The organism is Luteibacter sp. 9133, from assembly GCF_000800155.1.
In the GTDB taxonomy this organism is placed as follows: Bacteria; Pseudomonadota; Gammaproteobacteria; order Xanthomonadales; family Rhodanobacteraceae; genus Luteibacter; species Luteibacter mycovicinus.
In genome coordinates this window covers 1,084,565-1,100,052 of record NZ_JUHO01000001.1, presented here as the reverse complement: position 1 = coordinate 1,100,052, position 15,488 = coordinate 1,084,565, and the positions used below count along the sequence as shown (strand labels likewise).

Annotated in this window: 11 protein-coding genes; 1 reads left to right on the top strand and 10 read right to left on the bottom strand. The window is 66.2% G+C overall.

The features are described from left to right. Nucleotides 1-208 precede the first annotated feature (208 nt). Nucleotides 209-1,651, bottom strand: coding sequence for a metalloprotease TldD (gene tldD / locus FA87_RS04690; RefSeq protein ID WP_176167742.1), 1,443 nt, complete (start codon nucleotides 1,649-1,651; stop codon nucleotides 209-211). A gap of 154 nt (nucleotides 1,652-1,805) precedes the next feature. On the opposite strand from tldD, the gene FA87_RS04685 reads away from it, so the two are divergent. Further along, nucleotides 1,806-2,999, top strand: a complete 1,194-nt coding sequence (locus tag FA87_RS04685) for a sterol desaturase family protein (protein ID WP_052191142.1) — start codon at nucleotides 1,806-1,808, stop codon at nucleotides 2,997-2,999. A 44-nt stretch (nucleotides 3,000-3,043) separates the two neighbouring features. Here FA87_RS04685 and FA87_RS04680 read toward each other — a convergent pair whose 3' ends face one another. The 9 genes from FA87_RS04680 to leuS form a co-directional block, all read right to left on the bottom strand. Then, nucleotides 3,044-6,916 (bottom strand): YhdP family protein, encoded by a 3,873-nt coding sequence (locus FA87_RS04680; protein WP_156128492.1) that lies wholly within the window; start codon nucleotides 6,914-6,916, stop codon nucleotides 3,044-3,046. 30 nt (nucleotides 6,917-6,946) lie between these two features. Further along, on the bottom strand, nucleotides 6,947-8,431 hold the full coding sequence (gene rng, locus FA87_RS04675; protein ID WP_036115267.1) for a ribonuclease G: 1,485 nt from the start codon (nucleotides 8,429-8,431) through the stop codon (nucleotides 6,947-6,949). 55 nt (nucleotides 8,432-8,486) lie between these two features. Further along, entirely contained in the window at nucleotides 8,487-9,044 is a 558-nt protein-coding gene (locus tag FA87_RS04670; RefSeq protein ID WP_043692713.1) for a Maf family protein, read from the bottom strand. A gap of 10 nt (nucleotides 9,045-9,054) precedes the next feature. Next, entirely contained in the window at nucleotides 9,055-9,525 is a 471-nt protein-coding gene (gene rlmH, locus FA87_RS04665) for a 23S rRNA (pseudouridine(1915)-N(3))-methyltransferase RlmH (protein ID WP_043692711.1), read from the bottom strand. 7 nt (nucleotides 9,526-9,532) lie between these two features. After that, on the bottom strand, nucleotides 9,533-9,922 hold the full coding sequence (rsfS, locus tag FA87_RS04660; RefSeq protein WP_036115271.1) for a ribosome silencing factor: 390 nt from the start codon (nucleotides 9,920-9,922) through the stop codon (nucleotides 9,533-9,535). A gap of 122 nt (nucleotides 9,923-10,044) precedes the next feature. Further along, nucleotides 10,045-10,686, bottom strand: coding sequence for a nicotinate-nucleotide adenylyltransferase (gene nadD / locus FA87_RS04655; protein WP_043692708.1), 642 nt, complete (start codon nucleotides 10,684-10,686; stop codon nucleotides 10,045-10,047). Continuing rightward, nucleotides 10,683-11,693 (bottom strand): DNA polymerase III subunit delta, encoded by a 1,011-nt coding sequence (holA, locus tag FA87_RS04650; protein ID WP_036115275.1) that lies wholly within the window; start codon nucleotides 11,691-11,693, stop codon nucleotides 10,683-10,685. Before holA ends, nadD begins: the two co-directional genes overlap by 4 nt. 12 nt (nucleotides 11,694-11,705) lie before the next feature. Next, on the bottom strand, nucleotides 11,706-12,263 hold the full coding sequence (gene lptE, locus FA87_RS04645) for an LPS assembly lipoprotein LptE (protein WP_036115282.1): 558 nt from the start codon (nucleotides 12,261-12,263) through the stop codon (nucleotides 11,706-11,708). A gap of 2 nt (nucleotides 12,264-12,265) precedes the next feature. Further along, nucleotides 12,266-15,013, bottom strand: a complete 2,748-nt coding sequence (gene leuS / locus FA87_RS04640; RefSeq protein ID WP_043692705.1) for a leucine--tRNA ligase — start codon at nucleotides 15,011-15,013, stop codon at nucleotides 12,266-12,268. Between the last annotated feature and the right edge of the window lie 475 nt (nucleotides 15,014-15,488).

Here is a 15,488-nt window from a genome sequence, read left to right as displayed (position 1 = left end):
CTTCCGCTTGCTGAATGTCACTCACAATACTAGAGGGTGCTCGAAGCACGACTTTTCGCAGAGTGAGTTCGCATTCCGTGACGGGCGTCCGGTTTGCCCGGCAGAGGATAGCTTCGATCAAGACCGGAACGCATGTTGCATGCGTTCCTTGGTGACATACCTCTTGCGAGGTATGTCACGAAAACGTTCCACGTCAACGTATTGGCGGTCAGGCCGCGGTGCCGCCGACGGTCATGCCATCGACACGCAACGTCGGCTGGCCAACACCGACGGGCACGCTCTGCCCGTCCTTGCCGCACACGCCCACGCCTTCGTCGAGCGCGAGGTCGTTGCCGATCATCGAGACGCGCGTGAGCACCTCGGGGCCGGAGCCCACCAGGGTGGCACCCTTGACCGGACGCGTGACCTTGCCGTCTTCGATGAGGTAGGCCTCGCTCGCCGAGAAGACGAACTTGCCGTTGGTGATGTCGACCTGACCGCCGCCGAAGTTCACGGCGTAGAGGCCACGCTTGACCGACCGGATGATCTCCTCCGGCTCACGGTTACCGGCGAGCATGTAGGTGTTGGTCATGCGCGGCATCGGCAGCTGCGCGAAGGACTCGCGACGACCGTTACCGGTGGACCTGACACCCATCAGCCGCGCGTTGAGCTTGTCCTGCATGTAACCCTTGAGGATGCCGTTCTCGATCAGCGTGGTGCATTCGGTCGGCGTGCCTTCGTCGTCGATGCTCAGCGAGCCACGGCGACCCGGCAGCGTGCCGTCATCGACGATGGTCACTCCGTCGGCCGCGACACGCTGGCCGATGCGACCGGTGAAGGCGGAACTGCCCTTGCGGTTGAAGTCACCTTCGAGACCATGGCCGATGGCCTCGTGGAGCAGCACGCCCGGCCAGCCCGGGCCAAGCACGACGGTCATGTTGCCGGCCGGCGCATCCACCGCTTCGAGATTGACCAGCGCCTGGCGCACCGCTTCCTCGGCGAAGGCGTGGGCGCGACCGTTCTCGATCAGTTCGCCATAGCCGTAACGACCGCCGCCACCGGAATGACCCTGCTCGCGGCGGCCGTTCTGCTCGGCGATGACCTGGACGTTGAGACGCACGAGCGGACGTACGTCGGCGGCCAGCGTGCCGTCCGAGCCGGCGATGAGGATCGTGTCGAGCGTGGCCGCCAGGCTGACGATGACCTGCCTGACGCGCGGATCGCGCGAACGCGCATAGGCATCCACCTCGCGCAGGAGCGCGATCTTGGCTTCGTTGGGCAGGCTCTCGACCGGGTCGATGGCCGGATACAGCCCGCGCCCGGTAGCGATGGCCAGCGGTTTGCCGGCACCCGCGCCGCCCTGCGCGATCGCGCGCGCGGCACGGGAGGCTTCGAGCAGCTGCGGAAGCACGATTTCGTCCGAGTAGGAGAAACCGGTCTTCTCACCGGAGATGGCGCGCACGCCCACACCCTGCTCGATCGAGTGGCTGCCATCCTTGACGATGCCTTCCTCCAGTACCCACGACTCGCTGCGCGAGTGCTGGAAATACAGATCCGCCGCGTCGATCGACGGCCCCATCAGCTGGGAAAAGACGCGATCGAGGTCGGTGGAAGCCAGGCCGCCGGGGGTGAGCAGGCGCCGTTCGGCAAGGGAAATCAGGGAGTCCATCAGGTTCGCCGGTAGAGATGGGGAACCCCACAGGTGGGGTCGGATGGGGTCAGCTTAAACCCTGGTCCCTCCTGCGTCACCGGCGGCGGACGGCCCAGGCAGCCCCCAGGCCGGCCGGGTGCTAGGATTCGTCCCAACTCACCGGAACGGAGCCTCCATGAGCAGGGGAAAGAAGCGGGCCATCGCCCGTCGTGTCGCGACGGCGCCTGTCCGTCGTGCGGAAGCGGTCGTCGACGAAACACGGGACCTGTTGAACAAAAGCGGTCACCTCGACCCCCGCAAGGCCATGGTCAGCACGGCGATCGCGCTGTCGCTCGGCTTCCTCTGCCTGTTGGCCGTCATTGCCTTTCATTTCCCCCAGTACCTGACCACGCCCGATCTGCGGCACAAGTATTCGGTGGATGTCCTGCGTCAGGCACTGCTGGGTGCGCTGCTGATCGCCGGCGGCCTGTCGCTGGCGAACGTCATCCTCGGCCGCCGCAACCTCAATATCGCCGCGTTCGCCATGGTACTCGCCGCCGTCGCGCTCGGCGGGTCGCGCGTGCCGGTAGGCGCATTCCCCGACCACACGCCCTACATCGGCCTCGACTGGTTAATCCTCGACCTGCTCGGCTCGACGGTGTTGTTCGTCGTGATCGAAAAACTGTTTCCGCTTTACCGTGGCCAGTCGGTATTTCGCTTCGAGTGGCAGACCGACATGAAGCACTTCGCCGTGAATCACTTTGCGGTGGGCCTCGCGCTGCTCGTGGTGAACTTCCTGATCCACCACGCGTTCACCTGGCTGGTGAACAGCGACTTCCAGCGCATGGTCGCGAGCATCCATTTCGTGCCACAGCTGTTGTTGTGCATTCTCGTCGCCGACCTGGCGCAGTATGCAACGCACCGTGCGTATCACGAGGTGCCTTTCCTCTGGCGCTTCCATTCCGTACACCACAGTGTGAAGACGATGGACTGGCTGGCGGGTTCACGCCAGCACATGCTGGAACTGCTGTTCACCCGCGTCTGCGTGCTGGCTCCGCTTTACGTGCTGGGTTTCAGCGAAGCGGTAACCAACGCGTACATTCTGGTGGTCGGCTTCCAGGCGGTGTTCAACCACGCCAACGTGCATCTGCCGTGGGGTCCCTTGAAGTATGTCCTCGTGACACCTGATTTCCATCACTGGCATCACGCGTCGGACGACGAAGCGATCGACAAGAACTATGCGGCGCATTACGCCTTCATCGACTATGCGTTCGGTACCGCCGTCAAGTCGACGAAGCAGTTTCCGGAGAAATACGGCGTGGTGGGTGACTACATGCCGGATGGGTTCGTGAGGCAGCAGCTGTTTCCGTTCAGCAAAACGAAGACCTGAAGCGCGTCCGGATCCGGCATGCTTTTCGCGCGCAGGGCGCGCTCCTACAACGGCTTGGTGGCCGTGGAGGGCTCGCCCTTCTCGATCGGGGTGAACACGGGTTTATCCCAGCTGCCCGTGACGTGGTATCGCTTGCGCGCCGCCTGATTCAGACCGCGGCCCAGAATGCCCTGAACGGCGAGACCCGCCGCGGCGCCGACGGGACCGCCGGCCAGCGCACCGACGACCGGCAGGCTGTTGCCGAGGTGCGGCACCACCAGCACCTCCTGATCGTAATCACGTGCCTTCAGGCCCGCCCGGCCGGTGATGGTGATCTCCGCGGCGGGGCCGCGAATCTTGAGATTGCTGGTGCTCGCGTCACTGTTGGCGAAGCGGAAGTCGCCGGTGATCGAATCGAACGCGAAACCCTTGCCGAGCACATCACCGAAATCCAGCGCCATGCGACGCGGCAGATCGGTCACGGAAACCAGGCCGAACAGACGACCGACGCCGGGCTGCACTTCGAGGATCCGGCCCTTGGCCACGTCGACCTTCAGCGTGCCGTCCATGTTCGCCAGCGCAAGCGCTGAAGGGCCACCGGGCCACGTCGCGTCGAGCCGTGCCGACGTGCGCCCGCCCTGCAGGATGCCTGCGAAACCGAGCGCGTCGAACATGCGCGCCACGTCCTCGGAGGCGAAGTCCATCGCCAGATGCGTCCTGCTGCGCTTTTCGTCACCGTTCCAGTCACCCGACGCGGTGATCTGTACGTTCTTCGACTGCGCGCGCAGCTGGTCGATATGCATGCCTTCGTCCGTCGGCCAGGTTTCCAGCCGGGCTTCGCCGAGCTTCGCCTTACCCAGACGCATATCGCTGACCTGCAGATGCATCGGTGGCAGGCTGGACGGAGCGACACCCGCCTCGTTCGCATCGGCCGGCTTCCTGGCGGCAGCGGCATTGTCTTTGGCTTCTTCGGCCCTGGCCGCCGTGGAGGCGACCGTAGCGGCCGCACCCGCGGCGGCCTTGCCCTTCTTCGCGGCGTCCGCGGCATCGTCGGCCGATGGCCACCAGATGCGATCCATCCGTGCCGTGATGCCACGGCGCCGCATTTCTTCGTTAGGTACGGTCATCTGGCCGGCGAGAGCGTCGCTCTCGACCTTGAGCGCCAGCGCCTGCGGACCGGGATTGGCGACGATATGCATGTCGGCGAAATGCTGGCCGAAAACCTCGGCGTCGTCGGTCACCAGATCGAGCGAACTCAGCCCCGGCCCTGTCCCGCCCGTCGACAGGCCTACGACGTACTGCACCCATCCGGATACGTCGAGCTTCGCGGCATGTCCACCGATGAGGTAACCCTGTGCAGGCAGGGCGGCCGGCACACTGGTGCCGAGATTGAAGGCGGCGGCGATGGGAACCTTGTCGGTGGGCAGACGCAGGCGCCCGCGCACGACATCGCCGATGGCGACATCGAGACGCGCACCGTCGACCGGCAGACCGACGCGCACCGATAGCGGCTGGGGCACGCTGGCGGCTTTCTTCACCGGCGTCGGCATCAGCAGCTCGACGCCGCGCAGGTCGGAGTCGACCGTCAGGGTCTGCGCGGTGGCATCCCCCTCCCCTGTCTTGCTGAGGTCGAAACCGACCCGGAACGTGCCGCGGCCCCTGGCGATGTCCGCCAGCCATTTGAGGTTTTCGTACTGGCCTACCAGTTCGTCCATCGTGAACGCGCCCGTGACCGTCGCGTCGACGATCTTCGCCGGATCACCGGTGCCGCCCGCGATGGCAAGGTCCAGGTTCGCGGGCTGGCCGCGGAACAGCGTCTTCAGACCCTGCGCCGTGAACCCCTTACCGTCGAAGCTCATGGGGCCGGTAATCTTATCCAGGCGCAGCTTCCACGCGTCGGCGACGAGATCCGCATCCTTGATGGTCGCCCTGCCGTCGAGGGTAAAGTCCTTCGTGTCCTTCAGCGGCAACAGCAGGTTGAATCCGAATTCACCGGTGCCACCGAGCTTCATCTTGTCCAGCGTTTCGCGGCTGCTGGTGCCGACCGGACTGTTCTTCACGAAATCGAGGTAGCTGCCACCTGTCCCGGCACCGCTCAGCTTCAGATCGAGCACGCCCTCACCGAAGTCGGCGATCACCGCCGATGCCGCGCTGATGGCATTGCCGAGCGAATGGCCTTCCGAGGCGTCGATCGACATGCCGTTGTCGACAAAGCTCGCGACCGCGGAAATGCCTTCGGCACGTGGCCAGCCCGTGCCGTAGTCGAGCACGGTGTCGTCGATGACGGCGCGACCTTCGAAGCGCCCCTCGTGATTCCTGAACGGAAACTCGCGCAGGTTGCCGCGAATGAGGGCCGAACCGCTTTCGATACGCCCGGAAACGATCGCGCGGTTGAGCCAGTTCTGCGAGCCTTCCGACATCGAGTGAATCGGCCAGAACAGCTTCGCCGCGGCCACGTCGCCTTCGCCCAGCGCGACGTACATATCCATGAAAGGCCCCGTGTCGGCGGCGGGCAGAACGAATTCCCCCCGCGCCTGACCGCCGAAGCCTTCGCCGCGAAAATCGAGCGGATCGAGACCGATGTGCCAGTCGCCCTCATCCTTGTACACGGCGATGTCGCCGCCCAGCGACTTCATGACGAAGGGCTTGCGGAAGATGCCGGTGGCGTCGATCGTCGTCGTCTGCGTCGGCAGGCTGAGCGACATCGCCTCGGCGTCGCCAAGCACTTCGCCCTTGAGCGATGCGATGCCGGGCAGCGTACCGCTCGCGTCGATGCCCAGGCCGGAGAAGCCGGCGCGGACGAATTCGATACCGTCGATGGAATTCCAGTCGGCACGCAGGTCGTCGAAGCGACCGCGCGGGTGCCCTTCGCCAAGCCATCGGGCGAGCGAAGGAGACATCTGCGGAAGGATGCCCGCCCACGGCAGCAGCGGCGCGAGGTCGACACGGCGCCCCGCCAGGGTGCCATCCGTCCGGTCGCCGACCGTGTTCAGCAGCAGCGCGAGATCGCCACCGTCACGCCCCGCCCAGTCCACGCGCTGACCGTTGGCCGTGCGATGCAGGCTGACGATACCGTGCAGGCCTGCCGTGGTTACCGTGCGCGCCGGGCCTCGTACCGCGAGACCATCGAGATCGATACGCGACGTCATGCGCACGACCCTGGCGTCGCGCCAGTCCAGCCAGGTCTCGATATTTCCTTTGCCGCCGGCGAGTGCGTAGCCACCGGCCTCGAAGTCGCCGGTGAGCGCGGCAAAATCCACGTCCGCACCCTTCACGTACACCCGGCCATGCGAACCGTCGGCGGCGAACCGCCCCGCGGCCGTGAGCACCGTGCTGACGTTTTCACGGCGCAGGGTGCCGCCGATGCGCAACGCGTTGTCCTCAAGACTGACACGCAGCTGATCGGCGATCAGCCCGTAGTGTCGTTTCGTGGTCTCGTCATTGATGTCGAGGCGCAGGTTGCTGAGCCACAGGTCCGCTGAAAGATTATCCAGCGAGACTTTCTGCGTGCCGCCGCCGGTGGCGAAACCGTCGATGCTCCAGCGACCGTCGGGCGCGCGGCGCAGCCCCAGTCGCAGATCGCGGAGCCGCAGGTTGATCAGGTGACGCGACGGAAGGATGAAGGCACCGAAATCGAGTTTCACCGCCGCCTGGGGCAGACGCAGCGGCTCACCGCCGTCGGTGGGCGACACCGTCACATCGCGCATCACGAACAACGGGCCGGAAGGTCGCCAGAACCCTTGCAGGGACGCGAAGTGAACCGGCCTGTGCAAGGCGTCGCTCAGCATCGCCGCGACACGATCGGGATACCGCGCCGCCAGCGGCAGCAGCAGCTGGCCAAGCGCCATGATCAGCGCGAGCACGACCAGCACGCTCGCGACCAGACCCAGAAGGAAGAACCGCAGGCGTCTCAGGCGATGGCGCCAGCCGGCACTCACCGGCCGACGTTCCGGCGACGATCGCCGGGCTTAAAGAAGAACGACATCGAACTGTTCCTGCGAATAGTGTTCTTCCGCCTGGAAGCGGATGCTCTTGGCGATGAATTCCTCGAGCTCGGCCACCGCCGCCGATTCTTCTTCGAGAATGCGGCCGACGACTTTCGGGCTGGCCATGACGAGCAGCTTCTGCGCATTGAACTGGCGCACGGCGCGGGTGATCTCGCGGAAAATCTCGTAGATCACGGTCTCGGCCGTTTTCAGCGTACCGCGGCCGCTGCATGCGGGGCATGGTTCGCACAGCTGCCGCTCCAGGCTTTCCGTGGTGCGCTTGCGGGTCATCTCGACCAGACCCAGCGCCGACATCGGATAGACCGTGGTCTTGGCGTGGTCTTTGACCAGGCCCTTTTCGAGCATGCGCAGCACCTGCCGCTTGTGCTCGTCGTCGATCATGTCGATGAAGTCGATGATGATGATGCCGCCGAGATTGCGCAGGCGCAGCTGGCGCGAGGCCGCCTGCGCCGCCTCGAGATTGGTGCGGTACACCGTTTCCTCGAGGTTGCGGCTGCCGAGGTAGCCGCCCGTATTGACGTCGATGGTGGTCATCGCTTCGGTCTGGTCGACGATCAGGTAACCGCCGGATTTCAGCGGGACTTCCTTGCGCAGCGCGCGCTGGATCTCGTCCTCCACGCCGTAGAGATCGAAGATGGGACGCTCGCCCGCGTAGTGCTCGATGCGGTCGGACAGCACCGGCATGAACTTGGCCACGAATTTGACGGTTTTCTCGTAGGTTTCGCGTGAATCGACGCGTACCTTCTCGATGCCGTCGTTGAGCGAATCGCGCAGTGAACGCAGCGGCAGCGAGAGTTCCTCGTAGACGCGCTCGCCGACCTTCGCCTTCTGAATGTTCTCCTGCACGACGCGCCAGACCTTGCTGAGGTAGGTCACGTCGAACGCCAGCGATTCTTCCGACTGGCCTTCCGCATTCGTCCGCACGATGTAACCGAGGTGGTTCTCGCCGATCAGCGGAAGGATGATGTCCTTCAGCCGCTGGCGCTCGGCTTCTTCCTCGATGCGCACGGACACGCCCAGCGTGCGCGAATGGGGCAGCAGTACCAGGTAACGCGACGGGATGGAGAGATGCGTGGACAGCCGCGCGCCCTTGCTGCCGATCGGATCCTTGACCACCTGAACGACGATTTCCTGGCCTTCGTGCACCAGTTCGCTGATCGGCGGCACCGGACCGTGTCCGTTGGACTTGCCTTCGGTGGCATCGGTCGGCGGCAGCGACGGACGGACGATGTCGGAAGCATGCAGGAACGCCGCGCGCTCCAGTCCGATCTCGACGAACACCGCCTGCATGCCGGGCATGACGCGCTGCACCCGGCCCTTGTAGACGTTGCCCACATAGCCGCGCTTGGTCGCACGTTCGACGTGGACTTCCTGCAACATGCCGTTTTCGACAACGGCCACGCGCGTCTCACGCGGCGTGACATTAATCAGGATTTCCTCGCTCACCGCGCGCCCTTTTCCTTGAGTCATCGTGCTTTATAGCCCGCGCGTCCCGCGCCTGTCACGGTCCGCGAAGCAGTCGGGACGTTTCGAACAAAGGCAAGCCCATGACGCCCGTGTAGCTTCCGGAAAGATGTTCCACGAAAGCGGCGGCACGTCCCTGGATGGCATACGCGCCGGCTTTGCCGAAGCACTCGCCCGTATCGATGTAGGACGCGATATCGGCCTCCGGGAGCGCCGCGAAGCGCACCGTCGATACCGACACCACCCGACGCTCGCCGACAGCCTCTACGAGCCACACGGCGGACACCACACGGTGCTCGATACCCGAAAGCCGCCTCAGCATGTCGGCCGCGTCGGCCGCATCGCGGGGCTTGCCGAAGACGTCGTCACCGAGCACCACTTCGGTGTCGGCGCCCAGGACACGGGCGCCCGCCTCCGCGGCCACCCGCGCGAAACCGGCACGGGCCTTGTCCAGCGCGACGCGGGAGACGTAATCGTCGGGCGATTCGCCGGACTGACGGATTTCTTCGACATCGACGTCGAGGGTGCGGTGGGATTCGCCGATCTGCGCGAGAAGTTCCCGACGGCGCGGGGATTGCGAAGCCAGGTACAGCACGGCGATTCCTTCAGGCCCGGTGGTAAGGGTGACCGGCCACGAGCGTGGTCGCGCGGTAGAGCTGCTCCGCGAGCACGAGGCGGACGAGCATGTGCGACAGCGTCAGCGGGCCGAGCGACCAGCGCTGGTCGGCCCGTGCCAGCACATCGGGCGCGTGGCCGTCGGGACCGCCGATCAGGAAGGCCAGATCGCGACCGCCCATGCGCCATTGTTCGAGCTGCCGGGCGAGGTCTTCGCTGGACCACGTCCTGCCCCGGCCATCGAGTGCGACGACGTGGATGTCGCGCGGCAGTGCCGCGAGGATCGCCGCGCCTTCGTCGAGCGTGGCACGCACGTCATCGCGGCCCTTGCCACGCGTGCCGGGTTTGATCTCGGTCAGATCGAGGGGCAGCTCGTGGGAGAGCCGCTTGCGGTATTCGGCGAAGCCCTCCGCCACCCAGGCCGGCATGCGCTCGCCGACGGCGATGAGGCGGGCCCGCACGACGGACTCAGGCGTGGTGCGAGGCTTCGTAGCCGTCGTCGCCGACGGTCCACAGGCGCTCGAGGCCGTAGAACTCGCGGATACGCGGCATCATGACGTGGACGATGATGTCGCCCAGGTCGACGAGGACCCACTCCGCCTCGGTCTGGCCTTCGACGCCCAGCGGCATGACGCCCGCTTCCTTGGCGAACTTGATGACTTCGTCGGCGATCGACTTGACGTGACGGGCCGAGGTGCCCGACGCGATGAACAGGATGTCGGCGATGGAGGTCTTGCCACGGACGTCGATTTCGCGGACGTCCTTGGCCTTGAGGTCTTCCAGGGCCGCGACCACGCGCTGGCGGAGGTGCTCGTTGCTGACGGTGGACTTGGCCTTACGGGATGCGGACGAACTCAAGATGCGAAAACCTCGTACGGCGGAATGCCGGCGCTGGGGCGGAGTATACCTCCGCCGGGCACGGGGCGCGTCAAATGCCTTGGCAGCTAAAGCGGCGCCGGCGGGGCCCAGCTGGCGGGCGATCAGCGCCCGAGGGCACGGTAAGGTGCCAGCAACGCGTCTTCGGCAAAACACTCCGACGGCATCAGAAAGCGCGGTTCGTTCCCGCCCGCGAACGACTCCCGGATCGCCGTCGCGGCGATATCCAGCGGCGTGATGGCGATATCGAGCACCCGCCCCGCGGGCCCATGCGGCCGTGGAGCGCGGCGATCGGCGATAAACGCCGAGAGTTCGGCCGACGGCTCATGCGTGACGCCCGGCCGGTTGAGCACCCCGACATGCGCCAGCGTGAACAACTCGCGCCAGAGGTGCCACGACGCCAGACCGGCGAAGGCGTCGGCGCCGACAAGCAACACCAGCGGACGATCCGGGCCGATCTCCGCGCGCAGCGACGCCAGGGTGTCCACGCTGTACGAGGGACCGTCCCGGTCGAGTTCGCGGGTGTCGATGCGCAGCCGGTCCTGACCGGAAAGGGCCGCGCGCAACAGCGCCACGCGGCCGGCCGCATCGGCCACCGGCGGCGGACGGTGCGGCGGCGTGCGGGCCGGCACGAGACGAACCTCGGCATCCAGGGCCTCGGCGGCCTCCCAGGCGGCACGCAGGTGACCGTTATGGATCGGGTCGAACGTGCCGCCGAGAATGGCGAGCGGTCGCGCCTCGCTCATGCGAACGCCACCGCGGCACGCGGCTCGGCGATGGCCGCGATGAGCCGCTCGGCCTCGAGCCAGGGATTGCCCTGCTCGCGACCCTTGGCCATGCGGTCGATCCGCGCGGCACGGGCGAGGCAGGCCATCCAGTGCTCGCGCGGCGCACGACGCAGCGCCTTGCGGAACAGTTGTTCGCGCGCGGGCCACAGGCGCTCGACCTTGGCCTGCGCCGCGAAATCGCGGGCATTGGCCAGACGCAGCGCCAGCTGCAGCTGATTGACGATCCAGCCCATAAGGGCGATCAGCTCGTCGCCCTCGGCATGCAGGCCGGCGAGAATGCGCAGTGCGCGCCCGCCCTCGCCCGCGAACGCCGAATCGGTGAGCTTGAAGGCATCGAAACGAGCGCTGTCCGCGACCAGGCTTTCCAGCGCGGCGGCGTCGAGACGCTGATCGCCGGCGAGGACGACCAGCTTGTCGATCTCCTGGGCGGCGGCGAGCAGATTTCCCTCGACACGCTCGGCAAGCAGCGCGACGGCGTCAGGACTGGCCTTGACCCCTCGCGAGGCAAGACGATGGCCCACCCATTGCACCCATTCGTTCGGCCGGGGCGCATTGAAGACCACCTGGATGCCCGCCTGGTCCACGTTTTTGGTCCAGACCGCCTCGTGCTTGGTGCTCCACTCGGTAGCCGTGATGAGCAGCGTCGTATCCGGCGGCGGATGGCCCGCGAATTCGCTGATCGCCGCACTGCCGTCCTTGCCCGCGCGGCCGCCGGCCAGACGCAGGTCGAGCAGACGCTGCGTAGCGAACAGGGACAGACCCGCGGACGAGCGGGCCAGATCGTCCCAGTCGAAGCGGCTGTCCGCTTCCAGCACTTCGCGCTCGCTGTAGCCCAGCCTGCGCGCCATCGCGCGCACGGCATCGGCCGCCTCGAGGACGAGAAGCTCTTCGCCGGCGAGCAGGTAGACCGGGGCCATCCGGTCGCCTGCAAGATGTTTCTGCCACTGGGCCGGGTTGAACGGCACGTCGCTACCCGGTCAGTTCGACGATGCGGGCGCGGCCGGCGCACCCGCGGCGGCCGCCGCCGGATGCACGGTGGCCGCTTCGAGCCGGAACAGGATGGCCTGGACCATGTCGCCGATCAGGCTGCGCTGCAGTTCTTCGGTCTGGCTGGCGGTGCCGATCGTATTGGTGGCGTCGTAGCTGAATTCACGGGACATATCGACACCCTGCGGCGCGATGATCACCGTGCCGTCGCCCGCCTTCGCATTGAAGTCGACGTGGTAACGGACGGCGTATTCCGTGACACGCGCGGTGCCGCTGACGGTGAGCGAATCCGTGCGAAAGTTGTTCGACGTGATCGCCAGCTCGGCCGCGTCGACCGCCGCATGATCGACTACGGTGACGTCGGCGTTCGACAGGGCGCGGGACAGTTCGCGCTCGAGTCGGCCGCCACCGGCCACCGTCAGGTGGATCTTCTGCATGCCGGGCGGCAGCGCCGCGGACTGTCGCAGGTGGAAACCGCAGGCACTGAGCGGTCCCACGATGGCGACAAGGGCGGCGACACGAAGCAAGCGAAGCGGGTTCGGGCTCATGATTATCCTGCGACGATGTTGACGATCTTGCCGGGCACGACGATCACCTTGCGCACGGTCAGCCCTTCCAGCAACCGCGCCACGGCGGGCTCGGCACGGGCCATGGTCTCGGCCTCATCCTTCGAGGCCGAAGCCGGCACCTCGATGGTAGCGCGAAGTTTGCCGTTGACCTGCACCGCGTAGGTCAGGGAGTCGCGGACCAGGGCGGCCGGGTCGACGGCGGGCCAGCCCGCGTCCTCGACCAGGGTCTCGCCGTGACCCAGCACCTGCCACAGCGCATGCGACAGATGCGGGGTGAACGGGTTGATCAGCTGGACGATGGCCGTGAAGGCCTCCTGGCGAAGCGCGCGACCGGCGACACTGGCATCGTCGAACTTGCTCAGGGCGTTCAGCAGCTCCATCAGCGCGGCGATCGCCGTGTTGAAGGACTGGCGACGGGCGATGTCGTCGGTGACTTTCTGGATCGTTTCGTGCAGCTGACGACGGACGGTCTTGCGCACCGACTCGCCGGCCGGGTTATCGCCCTGATCGCCAGCAGCGGTCTCGGCGTGAGCCGAGACGTCCCGCCACAGGCGGCGCAGGAAGCGCGCCATACCTTCCACGCCCGCCTCGTTCCACTCCAGCGACTGGTCCGGCGGCGCGGCGAACATCGAGAACAGACGCACCGTATCGGCGCCGTACTTCTCCACCATCGACTGCGGATCGACACCGTTGTTCTTCGACTTGGCCATCTTCTCGATGCCGCCGATCTCCACGGGCTCGCCATCGGTGCGCAGGATCGCGCCCACGATGCGCGCGCGCTCGTCGCGCTGCACGTCCACGTCCGCCGGGTTGAACCAGGTCAGGCGACCGTCGTCCGCCTTGCGGAAGTAGGTTTCGGCGATGACCATGCCCTGGCAGAGCAGGTTGGTGGCCGGCTCGTCGCTGTTCACCAGGCCCTCGTCACGCATGAGCTTGTGGTAGAAGCGGAAATACAGCAGATGCAGGATCGCGTGCTCGATGCCGCCGATGTACTGGTCGACCGGCATCCAGTAATTGACGCGTTCGTCGACCATGGCGTCGGCACCCGGGCTGGTGTATCGCGCCGGATACCAGCTGGATTCCATGAAGGTATCGAACGTATCCGTCTCGCGCTCGGCCGGACCGCCGCAGTTCGGGCAGGTGGTCTTGCGCCATTCCGGGTCCGCCTTGATCGGCGACTGCACGCCGGAGAACGCGACGTCCTCCGGCAGGACCACGGGCAACTGATCTTCGGGAACCGGCACGGCGTCGCAGTTCGGGCAGTAGATCACCGGGATCGGGCAACCCCAGTAGCGCTGGCGGCTGACGCCCCAGTCGCGGATGCGCCAGTTGACCCGGCGCTCGCCACGACCCGCCGCAGCCAGCTTCGCCGAGATGGCTTCGAACGCTTCCCTGAATTCCAGGCCGTCGAACTCGCCCGAGTTGATCAGCGTGCCGTAATCCGTATAGGCGCCGGCCGTCTGGATGTTGGTTTCGAAGGTCTTGATCGTCTCGACCGCGGCCGCGGACTGGTAAGCGTCCGACGAACCGCCGTCCAGCGCGTTCTGCACGGTGTCGGTGCCGTCGGCGGCGAGGTCGCGCCTGAGCTCGGCGACGGCGTCGACGACGCCACGATCCACGACGACCATCTTGATCGGCAGCGAATACTTCTGGGCGAACTCCCAGTCGCGCTCGTCGTGACCGGGCACGGCCATCACGGCGCCGGTGCCGTAGCCCATCAGAACGAAGTTGGCGACCCACACGGGCACCTTCTCGCCCGTGAGCGGATGCGTGGCATCGATGCCCGTGTAGTAGCCGCGCTTTTCCTGTGTTTCCAGCTCGGCCTCGGACACGCCGCCGGCCTTGCAGCTTTCGATGAATTCGGCGAGGCCGGGATTGCCTTCGGCGGCGCGCGTGGCGATCGCGTGCTCGGCGGCGACCGCCAGGTACGAGACGCCCATGAGGGTATCCGGACGCGTGGTGAACACCGTCAGCGGCTCAGCCTGACCGTCGACGTCGAAGGTGATTTCCAGGCCTTCGGAGCGACCCAGCCAGTTGCGCTGCATCGTCTTGACCGCGTCGGGCCAGCCCGGCAGCGTGTCCAGGCCGTCCAGCAGCTCCTGCGCGTAAGCGGTGATCTTCAGGAACCACTGGGGGATCTCCCGTTTCTCGACCACGGCGCCCGAGCGCCAGCCCTTGCCGTCGATGACCTGCTCGTTGGCAAGCACGGTCTGGTCGACCGGGTCCCAGTTGACGACGCTGTTCTTGCGATACACCAGGCCTTTCTTCATCAGCCGGGTGAACATCTGCTGTTCCCAGCGGTAGTACTCCGGACGGCAGGTGGTGACCTCGCGGGTCCAGTCGTACGCGAAGCCCATGCGTTTGAGCTGCTCGCGCATGTGATCGATGTTCTTGTACGTCCACTTCGCCGGCGCGGTGTCGTTCTTGATCGCGGCGTTTTCAGCGGGCAGACCGAACGCATCCCAGCCCATGGGCTGGAGCACGTTCTTGCCCTGCTGGCGCTGGAAACGGCTGATCACGTCGCCGATCGTGTAATTGCGGACATGGCCCATGTGCAGCGCGCCGGAGGGGTACGGCAGCATCGAGAGGCAGTAGAACTTCGGCTTGCCAGCGTCTTCGACGACTTCGAAGGCACGCGTTTCATTCCAGAAGTGCTGGGCGGCGGTCTCGACGGCGGCCGGCGTATAACCGCCCTGCTCGCGCGTGCCCTGGTCTTGGGTGTCCTGCATGGTGTTCGGTACCGGTCGGATGCTCAGGTGGCCGCACGAAAAAGCGCGGCGCTCAATCGCGGGAGACTAGCTTACGGGGGGTGTTCAAGGCAAAAGCGTCTGGCGGGACTGAGGCAAGGGGGGCGTGGGCTGCCATTCCTGTCGCTAGGTCCTCCTACGGCCTTCGCCTTCGTGCGGAAGCGCTCCAGGAACGGCAGCCCACGCCCCCCTTCCGGCGCTACAGCAGGTTGCGAGGCGAGCAAGGCACGATGGGTGCCTCGTCCGGCGGCGACGAGCGCGGCTCCGGCCTGAGGTTGTCGCAATCCTAAGAGCGCCTGAGCACCTTGCGCCCATCCGCTTTTCAACACGAAACGACACCGGTCGGAGGGTGCCGCCGGGTGTCGTTCTCGGAGCGCTTCCGCACGTAGGCGAAGGCCGGAGGAGGACTTAGCGACGAGAATGGCACCCGGCGGCGCCCATGCCTCGACGCGCTGTG